The 18,025-nt window shown below is 61.2% G+C and carries 17 protein-coding genes; 12 read left to right on the top strand and 5 right to left on the bottom strand.

Features of this window, described 5'->3' with window-relative positions; all coding sequences use genetic code 11:
• Positions 1-19: 19 nt before the first annotated feature.
• From GV035_RS22175 to GV035_RS22165, 3 genes are read left to right on the top strand one after another with little or no spacing between them, the layout of a single operon-like run.
• Entirely contained in the window at positions 20-292 is a 273-nt protein-coding gene (locus GV035_RS22175) for a hypothetical protein (RefSeq protein WP_159837084.1), read from the top strand.
• Positions 293-333: 41 nt separating this feature from the next.
• A complete protein-coding gene (locus GV035_RS22170; RefSeq protein WP_159837083.1) occupies positions 334-2,163 on the top strand; it encodes an aminopeptidase P family protein in 1,830 nt (609 codons plus the stop codon).
• Between the two features lie 19 nt (positions 2,164-2,182).
• Positions 2,183-2,806 (top strand): HAD family hydrolase, encoded by a 624-nt coding sequence (locus GV035_RS22165; RefSeq protein ID WP_159837082.1) that lies wholly within the window; start codon positions 2,183-2,185, stop codon positions 2,804-2,806.
• Between the two features lie 29 nt (positions 2,807-2,835).
• On the opposite strand, the gene GV035_RS22160 is transcribed toward GV035_RS22165, so the two are convergent.
• Positions 2,836-3,960: a DUF748 domain-containing protein gene (locus GV035_RS22160; RefSeq protein WP_159837081.1), complete on the bottom strand. Its 1,125-nt coding sequence runs from the start codon at positions 3,958-3,960 to the stop codon at positions 2,836-2,838.
• 123 nt (positions 3,961-4,083) lie between these two features.
• The gene (gene ettA / locus GV035_RS22155) at positions 4,084-5,751 is read right to left on the bottom strand and encodes an energy-dependent translational throttle protein EttA (protein ID WP_159837080.1); all 1,668 of its coding nucleotides are present in this window, start codon (positions 5,749-5,751) and stop codon (positions 4,084-4,086) included.
• Between the two features lie 259 nt (positions 5,752-6,010).
• Between ettA and GV035_RS22150 the strand changes: the two genes are divergently transcribed.
• The 7 genes from GV035_RS22150 to GV035_RS22120 all read left to right on the top strand — a co-directional run bounded on the left by GV035_RS22150 (position 6,011) and on the right by GV035_RS22120 (position 13,498).
• Positions 6,011-6,943, top strand: a complete 933-nt coding sequence (locus GV035_RS22150) for a LysR substrate-binding domain-containing protein (protein ID WP_159837079.1) — start codon at positions 6,011-6,013, stop codon at positions 6,941-6,943.
• A 122-nt stretch (positions 6,944-7,065) separates the two neighbouring features.
• Positions 7,066-7,440 carry a 2Fe-2S iron-sulfur cluster-binding protein gene (locus GV035_RS22145; RefSeq protein ID WP_236572689.1) on the top strand — a complete coding sequence of 125 codons (375 nt, stop codon included), beginning with the start codon at positions 7,066-7,068 and terminating at the stop codon, positions 7,438-7,440.
• An 81-nt stretch (positions 7,441-7,521) separates the two neighbouring features.
• On the top strand, positions 7,522-8,271 hold the full coding sequence (locus tag GV035_RS22140) for a hypothetical protein (RefSeq protein ID WP_159837078.1): 750 nt from the start codon (positions 7,522-7,524) through the stop codon (positions 8,269-8,271).
• A gap of 62 nt (positions 8,272-8,333) precedes the next feature.
• Positions 8,334-9,635, top strand: a complete 1,302-nt coding sequence (locus tag GV035_RS22135; RefSeq protein WP_236572687.1) for an ATP-grasp domain-containing protein — start codon at positions 8,334-8,336, stop codon at positions 9,633-9,635.
• A gap of 26 nt (positions 9,636-9,661) precedes the next feature.
• The gene (locus GV035_RS22130; RefSeq protein WP_201304013.1) at positions 9,662-11,017 is read left to right on the top strand and encodes an ATP-grasp domain-containing protein; all 1,356 of its coding nucleotides are present in this window, start codon (positions 9,662-9,664) and stop codon (positions 11,015-11,017) included.
• 19 nt (positions 11,018-11,036) lie between these two features.
• Positions 11,037-12,293, top strand: a complete 1,257-nt coding sequence (locus GV035_RS22125; protein ID WP_159837076.1) for an ATP-grasp domain-containing protein — start codon at positions 11,037-11,039, stop codon at positions 12,291-12,293.
• The gene (locus GV035_RS22120; protein ID WP_159837075.1) at positions 12,290-13,498 is read left to right on the top strand and encodes an MFS transporter; all 1,209 of its coding nucleotides are present in this window, start codon (positions 12,290-12,292) and stop codon (positions 13,496-13,498) included. The genes GV035_RS22125 and GV035_RS22120 overlap by 4 nt, the downstream gene beginning before the upstream one ends.
• A 28-nt stretch (positions 13,499-13,526) precedes the next feature.
• On the opposite strand, the gene GV035_RS22115 is transcribed toward GV035_RS22120, so the two are convergent.
• Both GV035_RS22115 and ychF read right to left on the bottom strand, forming a co-directional pair.
• Positions 13,527-13,814 carry a DUF3761 domain-containing protein gene (locus GV035_RS22115; RefSeq protein ID WP_159837074.1) on the bottom strand — a complete coding sequence of 96 codons (288 nt, stop codon included), beginning with the start codon at positions 13,812-13,814 and terminating at the stop codon, positions 13,527-13,529.
• A gap of 125 nt (positions 13,815-13,939) precedes the next feature.
• Positions 13,940-15,034, bottom strand: coding sequence for a redox-regulated ATPase YchF (gene ychF, locus GV035_RS22110; protein WP_159837073.1), 1,095 nt, complete (start codon positions 15,032-15,034; stop codon positions 13,940-13,942).
• A gap of 161 nt (positions 15,035-15,195) precedes the next feature.
• Between ychF and GV035_RS29970 the strand changes: the two genes are divergently transcribed.
• A complete protein-coding gene (locus GV035_RS29970; protein WP_159837072.1) occupies positions 15,196-16,344 on the top strand; it encodes a tyrosine-type recombinase/integrase in 1,149 nt (382 codons plus the stop codon).
• Positions 16,345-16,461: 117 nt separating this feature from the next.
• Positions 16,462-16,668, top strand: a complete 207-nt coding sequence (locus GV035_RS29555; protein WP_236572685.1) for a hypothetical protein — start codon at positions 16,462-16,464, stop codon at positions 16,666-16,668.
• 345 nt (positions 16,669-17,013) lie between these two features.
• Here GV035_RS29555 and GV035_RS22100 read toward each other — a convergent pair whose 3' ends face one another.
• Positions 17,014-17,949, bottom strand: a complete 936-nt coding sequence (locus GV035_RS22100) for a hypothetical protein (RefSeq protein ID WP_159837071.1) — start codon at positions 17,947-17,949, stop codon at positions 17,014-17,016.
• Positions 17,950-18,025: the final 76 nt, after the last annotated feature.

Genomic DNA, 18,025 nt, shown 5'->3' with positions numbered 1-18,025 from the left:
CCAATGGAGCGGCGTCTCGGTGAACTGGATCGGCTTGATATTTCTTGGCGCGGTCATCGGCGCGGCAGGCTGGTGGCTGCATCCGCTACGGCGAGCGGGCCGCGTCGGTCACGGTGCAGCCGGGCGCGTGTGGGCCGCGATCGTCGCGGGCGTGATCGCCACCGTGGTCGCGCGCATGTTCGGCAATGTCATCGATGTTTATCACGATGGCGAGACGCTCGAATGGTTCGCCTGCACGCTCTTCGCGCTCGTCGCCGTGACGGCGACTGTCGGGCTCGCGGCCCGTCGCTGAACTTTCTGCATCCCTTATCCGCCACTTTGGGCAGGTGATTCATGAACGACCGCATTGCAGATTCCGCTGTTCCCGATCCCTCGACATTCGCCGCGCGCGTGGAATCGCTGCGCAGCCGGCTGGCCGCGGACCGCATCGACGCCGTGCTCGTCCCGTCTGCCGATCCGCATCTTTCCGAATATCTGCCGGCGCGCTGGCAGGGGCGCCAATGGCTGTCGGGCTTCACCGGCTCCGTCGGCACGCTCGTCGTGACGAAAGACTTCGCGGGCGTCTGGGTCGATAGCCGCTATTGGACGCAAGCGGAAGCGCAACTGGCCGGCACCGGCATCGCGCTGATGAAGATGATGGGCGGCCAGCAGACCGCGCCGCACGTCGAATGGCTCGCGGAGAACGTGCCGTCCGGCGGCGTGGTCGCGGTGGATGGCGCGGTGCTCGGCGTGGCGGCGGCGCGCGCGCTGGCCGATGCGCTGACGGCGCGCGGCATCACGCTGCGTACCGACGTGGACGTGCTCGATGCCGTCTGGCCCGCGCGTCCCGGCCTGCCTGATGCGCCTGTCTACGAACACGCCGCGCCGCACGCGAGCGTCAGCCGCGCCGAGAAACTCGCGCACATTCGCGAGGCCATGCGCGGGAAGGGCGCGCAGTGGCATTTCGTCTCGACGCTCGACGATCTCGCGTGGCTCTTCAACCTGCGCGGCGCCGATGTGAGCTACAACCCGGTGTTCGTCGCGCATGCGCTCGTCGGTCTGGACGACGCGACGCTCTTCGTCGCCGATGGCAAAGTGCCGGACGCGCTGAAGGCGGCGCTCGCCCGCGACAACGTGCGCGTCGCCCCGTACGCGAACGCGATGCCCGCGCTCGCGTCGCTGCCCGCCGGCTCGACGCTGCTGATCGATCCGCGCCGCATCACGCACGGCTTGCTGGAGAAGGTGCCGTCGGCGGTGAACATCGTCGAGGCGGTGAATCCGTCCACGTTCGCGAAGTCGCGCAAGACGGCGGCGGAAGCCGAGCATATTCGCGCGACGATGGAGCAGGACGGCGCCGCGCTCGCCGAATTCTTCGCGTGGTTCGAAGATGCGCTGGGCCGCGAGCGCATCACGGAGCTCACCATCGACGAAAAGCTCACGGCGGCGCGCGCGCGTCGACCGGGCTTCGTCACGCTGAGCTTCGGCACGATTGCGGGCTTCAACGCGAACGGCGCGATGCCGCACTACCGCGCGACCGAGGCGTCGCATTCGGTGATCGAAGGCAATGGACTGCTGCTGATCGATTCCGGCGGTCAATATATGAGCGGCACGACCGACATCACGCGCGTCGTGCCCGTGGGCGACATCACGGCGGAGCACAAGCGCGATTTCACGACGGTGCTCAAAGGCACGATCGCGCTTTCGCGCGCGCGTTTTCCGCGCGGCATCCGCTCGCCGATGCTGGATTCGATCGCTCGCGCGCCGATCTGGGAAGCGGGCGCGGACTATGGCCACGGCACCGGGCACGGCGTCGGCTACTTTCTGAACGTGCACGAAGGCCCGCAGGTGATTTCGCACTACGCGCCCGCCGAGCCGTGGACGGCCATGGAAGAGGGCATGATCACGTCGATCGAGCCGGGCATCTATCGGCCGGGCAAGTGGGGCATCCGCATCGAAAATCTCGTGCTGAATCAGAGCGCGGGCAAGACGGAATTTGGCGATTTCCTCGAATTTGAAACGCTGACGCTGTGCCCGATCGACACGCGCTGCATCGACTTGTCGCTCTTGCGCGCAGACGAGCGCGCGTGGCTCAACGCGTATCACGAGACGGTGCGGCGGCGCGTCTCGCCGCATGTCGAGGGCGCGGCGAAGGCGTGGCTCGACAAGCGGACGCAGCCGGTTTGACACCACAGAAGGAGTTCGCATGACCATCAAGGCAGTCGTGTTCGATTTCGGCGGCGTGTTGATCGACTGGAACCGCGAGTATCTCTACAAGCAGCTGATTCCCGACGAAGCCGAGCGCCGCTGGTTTCTGGACAACGTCTGCAAGATGGAATGGGTCGTGCAGCAGGACGGCGGACAAAGCGTCGAGGACGGCACCGCCGAACTCGTCGCGTTGTACCCGGAGCACGAGCCGCTGATTCGCGCGTTCTATGCGCGCTGGCATGAAATGGTGGCGGGCGTTCTGGAAGAGGGCGTTGCGCTCGTCGATCGGCTCGACGCCGCGGGCGTGCCGCTTTTCGGACTGACGAACTGGTCGGCGGAGACCTTTCCCTACGCGTGGGAACGCTTCGACGTGCTGCGGCGCTTCAAGGAAATCGTGGTCTCGGGGCGCGTCGGGCTAATCAAACCGAATCCGCAAATCTTCGCGTTGATGCGCGCGGAAATCGAGAAGCATCTGCCGGGCATCGAGCCGCACGAACTCGTTTTCATCGACGATAACGCAGCGAATGCGCAGGCCGCGACGGATCTCGGCTGGCACGGCGTGCATTACACCGGCGCGCTCGACACCGAAGCGAAGCTGCGCGCGCTGAACGTGCCCATCTAGCCACTTCGCGCCAAGCGCACGGCGACGCGCTACTGACCCAGCAGATTCTTCAGCGCGTTGCCAATTCCCTTCACTGTTTCGCCCGCGCCCTTCGCGACGCCCTCCGCGCTCACGCCGAGCGCCTTCGCGAAACCGGCTGCGAGCTTCTTCGAAAGACTCTCGGAGAGCGAAAACTTCGGATCGCGCAGATCGCCGTCGAGCACGAAGTCGAGCTTAATCTCCTCCTTGCGGTCCTTGAGCGCGGCAATGGCGGCTTTCGTCGGAATGGAGAGAAAGGTGTCGAGCGGACCGTCGCCGTCGCTGATCTGCAAGTGGTTGAGCGTGAGCGTTCCCGGCGCATGAATGCGGTAATTGCGGACGTTCGCGTCGATAGTCATGTCGATGGTGCCGCCCGTCACGGCCGTCTTCGCGCCTGCTTTCTTCAGCAGATACGGATCGACCGTGGAGACATCGACGCCGCGCAGCGTCGCCCGCGTCTGTGAATCCTTGTTCGCGATGACCATCCAGCCGCCCCACGATATGGCGCCCGTATGTGACGGTCCTTTGATCGAGCCGTTCATCGACAGCGCGGTGCGGTCGGTCAGCGCCGGTAAGTGCAGATGATCGATGGTCGCGCGCGCATCGCTGATGAGCACGCGATACGGCGGCTGCCGCACGGAAGCGTCGAAGAATTCCATCGCGCCGCGCTCGAACGTCACGCGGTCGATCAGCTTTTCTTCCTTCGCGTGTTCGGCGGCCTTGTCGCCCGGCTTTGCGTCGGCTTCGCGCGCCGTGTCCTTCAGGCCGGGCAGCACGCGCACGCGGCCGTCGGCAGAACGGGCAATCGAGAGGTAATAGTTGTCGACGCTCACGTCGCGCAGGTGCACGCGGTTCGACAGCACCGCGCGCATGTCGACATCCAGCACGACGCGCTCGGCGCGCAACGCGTCGGTCGTGGGCCAGTCCTGCGGGCCGCGCAGCCGCACGCGTGAGAGCGTGATCTGGCCGAAGCCGACATCGATTTCGTCCACCGAGCCGTTCGGCCCGAGCGTCTCGCGGATGCGCTCCTTCATCTGATGCGCGACGAACAACCAGCCGCCGATCACCACGACGACGAGCGCCACGACGATTCCCACTGCCCATCGCGCTCCCCGCTGCGCGCGCCGTCCCGCCATCTGGTGCGTCTCCTTTTTGGGCAATGTTTTGCCGCCAAAAAGAACATGGCGACGGTCGCTAGACAGTCGCCATTTTCAGAAACAATGTCGGTGCGCGCGCCCGCATTGGGCGCGTTTTGCCGGTCAGCGCGTGATCGGCTTGTAGCGCAGACGTTTCGGCTTCGCGGCCTCTTCGCCCAGACGCTTGCGCTTGTCGGCCTCGTATTCCTGATAGTTGCCGTCGAAGAATTCGACGTGCGACTCGCCTTCAAACGCGAGGATGTGCGTCGCGATGCGGTCGAGGAACCAGCGGTCGTGCGAGATGACCATCACCGAGCCGGCGAATTCGAGCAGCGCGTCTTCGAGCGCGCGCAGCGTTTCGACGTCGAGATCGTTCGACGGTTCGTCGAGCAGCAGCACGTTGCCGCCCGCGATCAGCGTCTTTGCCAGATGCAGCCGCCCGCGCTCGCCGCCCGACAGATTGCCGACCATCTTCTGCTGATCGCTGCCCTTGAAGTTGAACCGGCCGATATACGCACGCGACGGCGTTTCGTACTTGCCGACCGTCAGCACGTCCGCGCCGCCGGAGATTTCCTCGAAGACGGTCTTGTCGGCGGCCAGCGCGTCGCGGCTTTGATCGACATAGGCCAGCTTGACGGTTGGCCCCATCACGATCTCGCCCGAATCCGGCTGCTCGCGGCCTGTCAGCATGCGGAACAGCGTCGATTTACCCGCGCCGTTCGGCCCGATGATGCCGACGATCGCGCCCGCCGGAATCTTCATGCTCAGGTTGTCGATGAGCAGACGGTCGCCGTACGCCTTGCTGACGTTCTTGAACTCGATGACTTCGTTGCCCAGCCGGTCGCCGACCGGAATGAAGATTTCCTGCGTTTCGTTGCGCTTCTGATATTCCTGGCTATTCAGTTCCTCGAACCGCGCGATACGCGCCTTCGATTTGGCCTGACGTCCCTTCGGGTTCTGGCGCACCCATTCGAGTTCTTTCTTGATGGCTTTCTGGCGCGCGGATTCGCTCGCTTCTTCCTGCTTCAGGCGGTCTTCCTTCTGGTCGAGCCAGCTCGAATAGTTGCCCTTCCACGGAATGCCGTGGCCGCGGTCGAGTTCGAGAATCCATTCGGCGGCGTTGTCGAGGAAGTAACGATCGTGCGTCACCGCGACGACGGTTCCCGGATAGCGCGTCAGGAACTGTTCGAGCCATTCGACGGATTCGGCGTCGAGGTGGTTGGTCGGCTCGTCGAGCAGCAGCATGTCGGGCTTTTGCAGCAACAGCTTGCACAGCGCGACGCGGCGCTTTTCGCCGCCCGACAGATGTTCGATTTTCGCGTCCCACGCGGGCAGGCGCAGCGCGTCGGCGGCGACTTCGAGCTGCTGCTCGGGGCTGCCGCCGTCGCTCGTCGCGAGAATGGCTTCGTACTTGGCCTGCTCGGCGGCGAGCTTGTCGAAGTCGGCGTCGGGCTCCGCGTACGCGGCGTAGATTTCGTCGAGCTTCTTCTGCGCCTGGAAGACATCGCCGAGACCTTCCTCGACGGCCTGCCGCACGGTCTGCTGCGGATCGAGCTGCGGCTCCTGCGGCAGATAGCCGATGTTGAGATTCGGCATCGGCTGCGCTTCGCCTTCGATGTCCTTATCGACGCCCGCCATGATCCGGATGAGCGTGGACTTGCCCGAACCGTTCAGCCCGAGCAGACCGATCTTCGCGCCGGGAAAAAACGAGAGGGAGATGTCTTTCAGAATCTGACGCTTCGGCGGCACGATCTTGCCGACGCGGTTCATGGTGAAGACGTATTGGGCCATGGTGATGAATGCGATGTGTGCGTTGATTGAGGATCATTCGGCGCGCAAGGGCAAACGGCGCGTGCGCGACGTGCTTCCTTGCCGCCAGGTGACGATGCCGGCGGGAACGATCTGTCATTGTACTTCGCGGGCGTTCGTTGAGCGGCCCGTCGCCGGGCGCCCATGGATCGGTGGCGGTTCTCACGACTGACGCAATGCACGATGATATCGGTGGGCGCGACTCGGCCCTTCGACGCACGCTCTTATCGTTCTACTTGATATGCAACTTTCCACCGAACCCTTGTCCCATGATCTTCCGCCGCTTCTCACTCTGCGCGTTTTCGAGTCTGTAGCCCGTCATTTGAGCTTCGTTCTCGCCGCCAGCGAGCTTGCCGTTACGCAAAGCGCGGTCAGCCACCAAATTCACAAGCTTGAGGAACACCTGGGCGCATCGCTGTTCGTGCGCCGGACTCGTCGTATCGAGTTGACGCCCGATGGCACGATGTACTACGCGAAGGTGCGTCAGGCGCTCGAATGGATCGCCGAGGGAACGCGCGAGCTACGCGGCAACCAAAAGTCGCGTGCGCGTCTGCGGGTCAGTCTGCTGTCGTCGTTTGCGACCCACTGGCTGGCTCCGAGGCTCGCCGACTTCAGCGCCGCGTATCCGGAGATCCATCTTCAGCTACTTCCGTCGATCGAACTGGCGAACGTTGGCGCGGGCGGTGCCGATGTTGCGATTCGCTACGGCGAAGGCGACTGGAAGAACGTCACCGCTTCGCTGCTCATGGCCGAGCGATTGTCCCCGGTTTGCAGTCCGGCTTTCCTGGCGGCGCACGGGCCGTTCCCGGATGCATCGGCACTTCGGAAAGGACCGTTGCTCATGTCGTACGCTCAACGTCACTTCGAATGGGAGGCATGGGGCGTCCGTTTCGGATGCGAACTGTCAGGAATTCGAAGCATTATGCTGCACGATTACAACATTGTGCTCGAGGCCGCTGCTTCGGGGCATGGAATTGCGATGGGACGGCACCGCTTGATCGAAAAGCGGCTCGCGGCGGGCACGCTCGTGGAAGCGGTTGCCGGTTCGGTCTACGAAGGAAGCATCGGGTATTGGTTGGTCACAGCCGAAGGTTTAACCAATGCCACGGCAGAGCGATTCGTAGACTGGATAAGGCACGCCGCGAAGGCAGGTGAGCAACGTCGCGACGGATGAGTGAATTCGATAGGTAAACTGAAAACGTTCGATTGGTCGGCGGCGTCAATGTTAGATAGGATAACTGCTCGCTTCTGGTGTGATCTCGAACGTGGCATGCTCCAGAGCCAAGGCGATCGGTGTTGAGCCCGTCGGGCGATTGCGGTCGTCTGATCCATCGGGAGAAGTTCCAAGTGTTTAAATTGACGTTGGTGCCGCAGGATGTCGAAGTTCTGCTACCCCCGAATAGCTCGCTGACAGAACTCGAGTTCGAGTTGCACGGTCAGGATGGCATTTCGTTCGGCTGTCGCTCGGGCGCGTGTGGCGCCTGTGTCGTAGAGGTATTGAATGGTCCTGCCGCACTTGGCGAGAAACACGCCTCCGAGGCGGAGTTCCTCGACTACCTCGGCTACAAAGGCGAGCAATTCCGGCTGGCTTGCCAGTGCCGGCTAGTCGGTGACGTCACCATCAGCACGGCGGCGCGTCCCTATGCAGAAAGCGTCGAGGTCGATCAATAAAGAATCGCCCTGTTCCCACCCAGACGAGACAAGCCCGACGTCCGATCGGCATCTCGTCAAACCTTCCGAGAGGCAAAGGTAGTGAATCGCGTAAAAAACGTTGGACTCGAGCATAGAACGCCGTTCCTGAGCGCGGCGGCGTCAGAAAAGCTGCGTGGCGAGATCGATACGATCATTGATCGTCAGATCGAGCAGTGGTACGAGACCGTCCCGTATGCCGCACACTTGGAAGGCAAAACGGTCGATTCAGAATATTACAGGCGCCATCTCATAGAGACGGCGTGGCGAATCCGGCTCCTTCGCGTTGCAGAATCGAAAGCCCTTGCCGAGATCGCGAAGCGCAGCCCGGAGGCGGCGCAGGTCTGGGCGAACTATGAGCGCGAGGAAATGCTTCACGACGAACTGTTTATACAGGATCTGGCTCGTGCAGGCGTACCGCGCGAGCAGTTCCTCGCCACTGAGCCGTATCTGTCCACCAAACTGCTGTCGGGCTTCTTCTCTTATTTGCTGGACCACGAAGGGCCGCTTGGCGTCGTGGCCTACTCGTACCTAGTCGAGTATGTCAACGTGAAACTCGAGCCAAACAAGATCGAGGCGCTCAAACAATCGGTCGGCGAGGTCAATATCGCTGGGCAGGTTTCTCATTCGCATACCGACATCAACGACGATCATCCGGGCGAAGTGTGGCAGACCATTCGCCATCTGGTCCGATCTGAGGCCGATGTGCACAACCTCAAGCGTTATCTGGCTGAGCATCAGGCCGTCCTTGCGATGTATTTCAAGGAGCTTCATGACGACAAGATTTTGAACGAACGGCTGAACGCCGCTTGAGGAGGCCCACGGCGATGACGAGACCTGGCGTGTTGCTTCTCAGCCACTGTGGATTCTCTTTCATGGAGGATCTGATCGCCGCGCTCGAAGCGCGCGGCTTGCGCAGCTTCGTGTTGTCGTCGTCGCCGTTGGCGCTTGTTCGGACGAAGCGGCTCCGCGAACTGTCGGCCATGGCGCACTCGCTCATCTGTAGCAATTCAGATGTGCTGACGGCGGATGACGTCGAATCAGCATTGACCGAATTGCGAGAGGGCGGTGAACGGGTTCTGGCCTGCGTTACCGTTTGGGAGGGCTATCGCGGCCTGATGGCGTTCGCCAACGCGAAACTCGGCGTCGCCGATTGCAGCGTGGCACAAGTAACGTTTCTGAGAAACAAGCTCGCAGTACGGAACCACCTCGCCGCAGCGGGCCTGAGTCATGCACGCGCCATGGCGTTGACACGGGACAATTTTGAGTCGCTCAAGTCCGGAGAACGGGCTTACTTTATCAAGCCCGTGTGTGGGATCGCCTCATATGGCGCCTTCGCGCTCCGTCCGGACACGACGTGGAGTGCGATTCAACGCATCGCCAAGGAAGCGCAGAGCGACGAGATCTATCGATCGGCGTTCGGCGCCGGTCTAGCGTTCATGGCCGAAGACTACGTGCCCGGGCGCGAGTTTAGCTTCGAACTGCTCGTCATCAGTGGGCGCGCTTATGTGTTGGCCATTCACGAGAAATGTGCAGTCACCGAGACGGCGGGCACTGTGCTCGAAGACGCGTGCGCCAGCCCGCCTATATCGGTCGACGCGGCTGCTTGCGCTGCGGGAATCGAATGGATTAACAGTGCTCTCCGGCAACTCGGTCTGGAGTGGGGATGCTTTCACGTCGAGGCGCGGCACGATGGCGCGCGCTGGGATCTGATTGAAATCAATCCGCGCGTCGGTGGCTGTCTCATCTCACCCAGCGTCAAAGCGTTGAACGGCAAAGCGGGCGTACTTGAGTTGTGGCTTGACCTGTTGGTCGCGTCGAGCGCCGGAAGCGAAAGTGCGCTTGACGCGTTCGAAGGCAGCCTCGCCATGCTCTCGTTCAATGGGGACGGTACTCCCCCATACGAGCACGCGACGTTTTTCCGCGCCTACTTCGCGCGCGTGGGCAAGCTCGATTACGTCGGCGTGCGCGCCGTCGAACCGGCGCCGATCTTGAGCCAATTGTTCATTACTGCGGGAACCGAGATCACGCAGGCGTCACGAGAAGTGTTTCTCGGACAGGTGTTGTGGCGAGTCCCCCGTCATCAGCTTGAGTCGTCGTTGCCAGCACTGATGGACATATCTGAACAGGCCGTCGAAGTCCGCTACGCCGTGTCCGACGCCGTGTGCGCCGGCTAAGTAGATTAAGCTATCGAGAGACGTTTATGACTGCACATCGATCAACATTCCTAATTATCGACTACAACCTGTCTCGTGTCGCAGAAGTCGCGCACATGTCCGACTATGCGCGACGCCGCTACATGGTCGACACGCTTCTGATTCGCGCGAATCCGGGCGAGCCCGACAAGCGCCTCTGCGACCACGTGATCGCGCTCGATCCACGTTCTGCCGATTTTGTCGACGCGGCTTTCGACGCGCTTGCGCCGTGGCGCCACACTCTACGAGGTGGAATCGTGTTCTCGGACAACGCGGTATTCGGCGGCGCGGCACTGCTTGAGCGTCTCGGATTGGCCACCGACTCCGCCGATCTCGCCCTAGGCGCATTCAGCAAACTGCAATACCGACGCACAGAGGCGCGCTTTCGCGACGTGTTGGCAGCGCAGCGCATCATGCCGCCGGGCTGCCAGGCAGTCGCGACGCTTGAGGATCTGGAGCAGTTCGCCGCCGCTCATCCAGAGGGCTTCGTCATCAAACCAGCTTGCGAGGGTAACAATCGTGGCGTCGTTATGCTTCGGTCGGGCGACGATCTGTCGTGCGCACTCAACGAGGTGATGCCCTACCTCGAGAGCGGCGTCATTTGCGAAGAACTAATCCCGTACCATCGAGAATTCTCATACGACGGCGTGGGAAGGCTGTCGTTCGTCACTGAAAAAGCGAGCGCGTCGGGACGTTATCCAGTCGAAGTCGCGCAGGTCGTGCCGGCGCGGCTCACTCAGCACGAGCACGAAACGTTGCGTCGCGCCGGAGAGGCGGCGAATTGGCTCGTGGGCCAGCGCGACGGGCCGTTCCACAATGAGGTCAAGCTGAGCGACGACGGTCGGTCCGCCGCCGTGGTTGAGCCCAACCGCCGTCCCGCAGGCATGAAGATCTGGAAGCTCGCAGAGACAGTGTTTCACGTCGATTTCTATCAGCTGTGGATCGATACAGTGCTCGGCGATGGCTTCGAAGCATCGGTGCTGGCGCCGACGTGTACAGCAGCGAGCGTGATGCTCGGCGTGGGCGCAGATACCTGGTTTGGGCTCACGGAGATAAGCCCGGGCGTCGACCCGCTGAATCAAGCGATCGCGGGGACTCGCCAGCGTCACGGCCTCTCCGTAGATGCGCTCCGTGTCATTGATTTTAACTGGCTTGGGCAAGATAGAAGGTTCGTGCCGGCAGTGCCCCGCGACAACGGCGATTTCGTCGCGTGCGTCTGTATTTCACTGCACACCGATGCCACCGATATCCGCGAAGTGGTGGCGACCGTGCGCGAATGCTGGGCCGATGCGCTGAAGCGCGTCTCGTCGGCCGACGGCAAACTCGCGTCGCTGGTGGAAGTCGGCGTGCAGCTAGAAGCCTGAGCCTGACGATGCGACGCCCATGAGAATCCTTATCCTGCACCGCATCCCGTATCAGAAGATTGAGTATCACCGCGCAGTTGATCATGACCTGCACGAAGTGACGTACTTTGGCAAGCGCGAGGCGCTCGATACTCTTCCAGCGTCGTTGCGCTGCGCCACTTCCGAACGGCCCGGTGCTGCGAGCGCGTTCGAAGAAGCGCGCTCGTGGCTGACTCGCGAGCCTAAACGGTTTGATCGGATCATTTCGCTATCGGAGTACGAACTGCTCGACGCGGCGCGTCTGCGCGAGTGGCTCCGCGTGCCCGGCCCGGCGGTCGAACAGGTGCGGCTTGCACGCGACAAGACGCTGATGAAAACCGTGGTCTTGCGCGCGGGACTCAGCGCGCCGCGCTTTCTTTCGCTCCTCGACTTTCTTTCGTCACCACGAAGCGCAACGTGGCAGGGCGCCACCGTGCTGAAGCCGCACAGTGGCGCATCAAGTGAAGAGGTCGTTGTGTTCCCGAGCGTCGCGGAGGCGTACGCGGCCATCACCGCGAACCGTTCGCGCGTGCCAGGTCTTGATACCGGGCAGCGTGACCCGGCGCAGTACGAAATTGAAGAGTTCGTCAAGGGCCCGGTCTTGCATTTCGATGGGCTCATGCAGAATGGACATATGCTCACGATGACTGCCAGCGAGTATGTCGGAGATTGCCTGCGATTTGCCAATGGAGAACCGCTCGGTTCGTTTCACGTACCATTCGACGATGACGTCCGTGCCTGGGTCTCGACCGCACTCAACGCGACTGGAATTCGCGATGGCAGTTTTCATCTTGAGGCGATTCGATGCCACGGCCAATTGGTTTTTCTCGAGGTCGCCAATCGCGTCGGCGGCGCGGACGTCGTCAGAACGTTTGAATTGGCAACAGGCATTCACCTGCCGTCGCAGGAATTACGCATACTTCTCGGCGAGCACAGTGGCCTTCGCTCGTGCGAGCAACCGCGCGCGAGGTGGCATGGGTGGTTCGTCTATCCGGGACATCACTTGAACCATTCGGCTAACTGCGGCGTAGTTGGCGCGGATGCGGTTCGCAGAAGTCCCTGCGTCGTTCACTGGCACGAATTGGCCGTCGGTGCACCGTTGCCTCGTCATATCACTTATCAGGCGCACGAGACACCGCTGGCGGGCGTCGTCGCGACAGGCAGCGCGGACTGCACGCGCGCCTGGATCGAACGTCTGTTTGCGTCCGTTTCGCAGCGCACGCTGCCGCTGCAGCGTGCGTCCGCGGAGGTCCGATGAATCTGTTCCTGCTGGCGACGTTCATCTATCGGTTTGCCAACGGCCTACTGTTTCTCGCAGTGGCATGGAATCTCGTTCGGTCGGCCAACGGCGGCGCGATGCCGCTTGCGATTTCTGCGATCGGCGGCTTCTTGCCCGCAGTCATCGCCGCGCCGTTTGCGCGCCGTCTGCTCGAACGCGTGGATACGGGCGGATTGACGCTTTGGGGCATGGTCGGTTTGTGCGCATGCGCTTTGGCGTTCACGCCGTTCCTGCATCATCCGGGTATGTTGCTGGCGATTAATTTCATGGTGCTGTCCGTCTTCTTCATACTGGAAGGTGCGTGGGATGCACTTCTCGCCACGATCGCGAGCGGTTTGACACCAAGCGAGAGCGACAGGCTGAACGCGCGACAAAGCGCAGCCACGCAAGCAGGCTTGATGCTCGGAGGACTGCCGCTCGGTTTGCTTGTTCGTCTTGGCGGCGGTACAACGCCGTTCTTTGCAGCAGCGATGCTTTACGTGGTGGCGCTGTCGCTCTTCGCTTCGCCTGCGCTACAGCGTGTCGTTTGGGGCGAGACGCGGCGCCGTGGAACCGGGGCAAAGGTTGCGGCGAAGATGGACGCGGCCGCTTCGACGTCGCGGACAGCGTGGACCGTAATTGCGACGCTCGCGCTCGTGTGGCCATGCCTTACGCTCGTCAACATGGTGGTGCCACTGGTCGCGAACTCCAAAGGGCATGGAACGGTGGAGCATGCGGCGGTGCTCGACGCTGCAATCGGGCTCGGTATGGCGTGTATCGGTGTGGCTTATGAATGGGTGGCGCAGTGGCCTACAAGGATGCGACGAGGCCTTATGACGGCGGCTGTATGCTGCGTCCCTTTGCCATTCGTCGTGCTTCTAGCATTCCCATATTGGCTTCCAGTGTTGGCGCTCGCGTTCTTTCTCTGTGGCATCGGGTTTGGTCTGTTGCGTGTGAGTCTGCGCGAGCAACTGATCGCAATCCACCCCGCGCACCGGGTAGGCCAGATCGTGGCATCGTGCAATGCGTATGGATTTCCCATGCTCGCAATTTTCGCGCTTTTATACGCGCTAAGTTGGGAGCGCGGCGCAATCGTTCCGTTGGGCGCTTTCTTCGCGATGGCGGTTATCGGCGGGATAGCAACGCTTGGTTCGCGAAGGGCGAGTGCCGTGCAGCGAAAATCGACCGCGGCAGACATCGGTTAGGGGTGGCTCACGCATGGTATGTCTCTGCTTATTCCCAACGCGCGACGCCCCCATGCCGCGAGCACGTTCCGCTGTGATGCTGGCTGAAGCTGTAGGTTCCGTCGCGGCATTGGGCGCTCGCGCCTTCGGGAACGGCGCCCGAGCGGGAGCGGGCGGGGGAATGGATGACGTTGCCGTCGTGGTTGCGGTAGTGGCGGTGGGAGTCGAGGTCGGCTTCGTTTGGTTGCTGCGAGTTGTAGTAAGCGTGGGCGGGTGTGCAAGCAATCGCGATCGCGCAGCTCGCGACGAACGCGCCGATCCGTAACTGTCTCTTCATCTTCTTTTGGTCTCTCGCTGTTGTTTTCGACGGTCTTCGCCACCATCCGCGCATGAAAAAAGCGGAGTGCCATTTTTCAGGCACTCCGCTTCTCGAATCAAGTCGCCGTGACGACTTTTGACGCTTTAGACGTTGAACAAGAAGTTCATCACGTCCCCGTCGTGCACCACATATTCCTTGCCTTCCGCGCGCATCTTCCCGGCTTCCTTCGCGCCTTGCTCGCCCTTGAACGCGACGTAGTCATCGAACGAAATGGTCTGCGCACGGATGAAGCCGCGCTCGAAATCGGTGTGGATCGCGCCGGCCGCCTGCGGCGCGGTGTCGCCGATATGAATCGTCCACGCGCGCACTTCCTTCACGCCCGCCGTGAAGTACGTCTGCAAGCCGAGCAGCTTGAAACCGGCGCGAATGACACGGTTCAGCCCCGGCTCGTCCATGCCCATGTCGGCGAGAAAATCCTGCTTGTCGGCGTCGTCGAGGTCGGCGATTTCGGCTTCGATCGCCGCGCACACCGCGACCACCGGCGCGCCCTCCGCTTCCGCGTGCTTGCGCACGGCGTCGAGGTACGGGTTGTTCTCGAAGCCGTCTTCCTTGACGTTCGCGACGTACATCGTCGGCTTCGACGTGATGAGGCAGAACGGCTTGATGAGCGCCTGCTCGTCATCGGTCAGCGAAAGCGCGCGCACGGGCTTCGCCTGATCCAGCTGGGCGCGGACCTTGTCCAGCACGGCGACGAGCTTCGCCGCTTCCTTGTCGTTGCCCGACTTCGCCGCTTTCGAATAGCGCGTGAGCGCCTTTTCGACCGTGGCGAGGTCGGCGAGCGCGAGTTCGGTGTCGATGACTTCGATGTCCGCGAGCGGATCGACCTTGCCCGCGACGTGAATCACGTTTTCGTCTTCGAAGCAGCGCACGACGTGCGTGATGGCGTCCGTTTCGCGGATGTTCGCGAGAAACTGGTTGCCGAGGCCTTCGCCCTTGCTCGCGCCCGCCACGAGGCCCGCGATGTCGACGAACTCGACGACGGCCGGCAGGATGCGCTCGGGCTTCACAATTTCAGCCAGCGCGGTGAGGCGCGCGTCCGGCACTTCGACGACGCCGACATTCGGCTCGATCGTGCAGAACGGATAATTCTCGGCGGCAATTCCCGCCTTGGTCAGTGCATTGAAAAGCGTGGACTTGCCGACGTTAGGCAAGCCGACGATGCCGCATTGGAGGCTCATGGAATCCTTCGGGAATTCAATAGGTTGCGTGGGTTGCCCTGCCGTTTGCCTAGGGTGCGATAGCCGCTCCTCGGGGCTCAGGGGAAGACCGCAACGGGACAAGACAAGACAGCAAATCGGGGCGTTGGCTCAACGATTTTGTGCGAGTTTTGTCTCGGAAAATGGCAATTGTAACCCTTTCGGATGCCCTGATTAGAAAGGGCGCGGACAAGCGCGGAACGGTCTTGCGTGACAGAAAGCTGTGCGGTCTTTGCCTCAGAATCGGGGCCCGGACTCAGACCTTCGTGGTTGCTACCAGCTCCGCTGGGAAGCAGGTTAGAGTGACGCTGGGCCGCTGGCCTCTCATCACGGTTGATGAAGCGAGGGAGATGGCGTTACCGATACTTCGGAGATGCCGGGCGGGTGAATACCTCGCTACGAAACCCAAGCTTCGATTGCCGACCCTGCGCGAAGCCTTGGCGGAATATGCGAAGGCAAAGAAGGTGAAGGCATCCAGCCTCGCTAGATACGAGTCGTTGTTGAAGACTCACTTCGCTGAGTGGTTCGATAGGCCGGTCTCCGCTCTACGCGATCACGCATTTGGGGACCATTGCCACCGGTTTGCGCAAACCAAGGGGGCCGCGTTGGTGGACTTAGGGCGGGGAATCGTCGGTTCGATACTGAAGTTTCTTGGAGCCGTCCACAGCATCGAAATACCCAGCCCTTTCGTCAAGCTGGGTGCCGCTGGGCTTATGCCTCAACGTCCACAGCCGAGAGCCAGAAACCTATCCGAGGAAGCTATGCCCGATTGGTTCACGGCAGTCGCGGGTTTGCCCGAACTGCAGCGAGACTACCTGCATCTGTTGCTTCTGACCGGGATGCGTAAGAACGAGTGCAGTGCGGTTCGTCGAGAAGACGTTGATCTAGACGCAGGCGTGCTGCTAATCCCCGAGACCAAGGGTAAAAGCCCGCACTCGCTCCCAATCACAGAACAGATGCGACCGCTTTTGCAGCGTCGATGTTGTACCACCGACGGCTCCGTCCGGCTGTTCGCTGGCCTTTCTGCGGACCACGTAACTGAAATGGCGCAGCGGGCGGGTGCGCCGAAGTTTATGCTCCATGACTTGCGAAAGCTGGTTGCAAGCGCGGGGGCACGGCTGAATACTGGAGACGCCGTTCTCCGGCGAATCCTCGGGCACGCTCCAAGGCGTGGAGACACTCTGCATAGGCACTATGTGCAACTGGGTCCCCAAGACGTAGCGGATTCGCTTACGACAATTCAGCTTACACTGTATCGATCAAGCCCGGATTCAATCGCGGCAGGTTGCTAGTTCACAGCCCTACGCTTCACCTTCGAGCGTGGACCTCAGGGACGGCTGCGCGAGCGAGGAAGGAGGGGGGGACCATGAACCTTGAAGATAAAGAGAAGGCGCTCCGAAAGGCTGACGATGATCTGGCGCAAGGCGAACGCCGAATACAGGACCCAAGAAAAGCTCATAGAGGAACTGGAAAGGGACGGTCACGACACTTCCAAAGCTCACAACCTACTGGCCGTTATCCGTGAAGCTCAGAAAGCCATGCAGGGCCACAGAGACCGGATACAAGAAGCTATCGACCTCTTCAAACAAGGGTTCTTGAAGGGAGACCAGCGTTAGGCTGGGCTGCATCTGGTGGTCGGTCGTTGCTGAGGGAGCGGTAGGGGAGGAAGCGTAACGATTCCTCAGGAGATGGCCAGCGGAGAGCTGGCCGAGGTAGAAGCCGAGATAGCGAAGTGGGAGCTTCGGGTTGAGAGGCAGCGGAACCGTATCTGCACCTATCCCCTTTTTGGTGGCATTGACCTTGAGCTATCGAAGCAAGTATTGCTGACCTTCGAAGCTGCTTTGAAGGCTCATCAGGACCGACAAACCGCTTACTCGACAACTGGGGATGATGGGGCACGCACTTCCGGCATCGGTTCAACAAAAGACGTGCCGCGCAAACTTCTGCCGCCTAGTGGGCAGTCAGGCTGCTTCGACCTCTTCATCGTTGGCGGCATCGCCATAAGGCTGGCTGACGAGCGCCTCTAAAGCTTCCACGATCGCAGCGTTGTCCTCCATGGATTTCAACAGGTCCCCGAGACAGACGTACCGGCCTTGCTCTACCGTGACGTTGTAGAACCATGCGCGAATGAGCTCGCCAAGCTGGCTACCGGTATATTCGCCTGGCACAACAGCTTTTCGATGATTCTCTCTTACGGCCTTGGCAAGTTCGGACACACTGCGGGCCACCTGCGGCTCCCTATCTAGTTCCCGCCTGCGTACCGTCTGTTCTGACCGTGCGAACTTCTGCGCAGCTTCATCCTTCAATTGGAACTCGCCGATGCCGACACCGCGCAGCTTCAACACGATTTCAAGCGGAACCTCGATCCCTGCGATTCGGATGCAGAGGTCATACCATGGCAGACCTCTAGGCTCCGTGTTCCGCTTACGGTACTTATACGTCTTACCATCGATTGCGACTCCATCGGGGAAGAAGACTGTAGCTTCGTTCGCTGCTGGAATAATGTCGCGGATTTGCTCCCTCACTATCCGCTTAATATCGGTTCCTTTCTTGAGGGTCGCCGTGGAATAACCGTACCGACGAAAAACTTCCGATACAAAGGCGAGTTGCCCGTTGGTCAGGTCCTTCGATATAAGCTTTGCGTTGAACCCGGTCTTGCCGCTACGGTTCTCAATTGCAGACGTCAATGCGCGATTCGGCTGTGATGCCAGCTTCGGATTTTCGCATAGTGCTTCGGCTAGCTTTGTCGGCCAGTCTGGAAAGTTGCTCGCAGGGACGACGGACACCTTTGCAACTAGATCGATGCCGTCCTTTGCTGCTGCTTCCGTGAGGTGTTCAACTGCCTCTATCGCTCTATTGGTGACTGACTGGGCCGCTTTGAATTTGTTGTTTGACATGACGTTGAAGGTACTTTGGTGGCATCGCGGATGCCCAAATGCGTTCGCCCCAATTTTCCCGTGGATTCCACGTATT

The sequence above is a fragment of the Burkholderia sp. 8Y genome, assembly GCF_902506145.1.
In the GTDB taxonomy this organism is placed as follows: domain Bacteria; phylum Pseudomonadota; class Gammaproteobacteria; order Burkholderiales; family Burkholderiaceae; genus Caballeronia.
The sequence above is the reverse complement of the archived record's forward strand: the minus strand, read 5'-3'. Positions and strand labels throughout refer to the sequence as shown.

Excerpts from the sequence above, each read along its gene's own strand:
- GV035_RS29970 (WP_159837072.1), top strand. The coding sequence starts at position 15,196 with ATGGCAATTGTAACCCTTTCGGATGCCCTGATTAGAAAGGGCGCGGAC.
- GV035_RS22120 (WP_159837075.1), top strand. The coding sequence starts at position 12,290 with ATGAATCTGTTCCTGCTGGCGACGTTCATCTATCGGTTTGCCAACGGC.
- ettA (WP_159837080.1), bottom strand. The coding sequence starts at position 5,751 with ATGGCCCAATACGTCTTCACCATGAACCGCGTCGGCAAGATCGTGCCG.
- GV035_RS22135 (WP_236572687.1), top strand. The coding sequence starts at position 8,334 with ATGGAGGATCTGATCGCCGCGCTCGAAGCGCGCGGCTTGCGCAGCTTC.
- ychF (WP_159837073.1), bottom strand. The coding sequence starts at position 15,034 with ATGAGCCTCCAATGCGGCATCGTCGGCTTGCCTAACGTCGGCAAGTCC.
- GV035_RS22160 (WP_159837081.1), bottom strand. The coding sequence starts at position 3,960 with ATGGCGGGACGGCGCGCGCAGCGGGGAGCGCGATGGGCAGTGGGAATC.
- GV035_RS22125 (WP_159837076.1), top strand. The coding sequence starts at position 11,037 with ATGAGAATCCTTATCCTGCACCGCATCCCGTATCAGAAGATTGAGTAT.
- GV035_RS22165 (WP_159837082.1), top strand. The coding sequence starts at position 2,183 with ATGACCATCAAGGCAGTCGTGTTCGATTTCGGCGGCGTGTTGATCGAC.
- GV035_RS29555 (WP_236572685.1), top strand. The coding sequence starts at position 16,462 with ATGATCTGGCGCAAGGCGAACGCCGAATACAGGACCCAAGAAAAGCTC.
- GV035_RS22150 (WP_159837079.1), top strand. The coding sequence starts at position 6,011 with ATGCAACTTTCCACCGAACCCTTGTCCCATGATCTTCCGCCGCTTCTC.
- GV035_RS22130 (WP_201304013.1), top strand. The coding sequence starts at position 9,662 with ATGACTGCACATCGATCAACATTCCTAATTATCGACTACAACCTGTCT.
- GV035_RS22115 (WP_159837074.1), bottom strand. The coding sequence starts at position 13,814 with ATGAAGAGACAGTTACGGATCGGCGCGTTCGTCGCGAGCTGCGCGATC.
- GV035_RS22170 (WP_159837083.1), top strand. The coding sequence starts at position 334 with ATGAACGACCGCATTGCAGATTCCGCTGTTCCCGATCCCTCGACATTC.
- GV035_RS22100 (WP_159837071.1), bottom strand. The coding sequence starts at position 17,949 with ATGTCAAACAACAAATTCAAAGCGGCCCAGTCAGTCACCAATAGAGCG.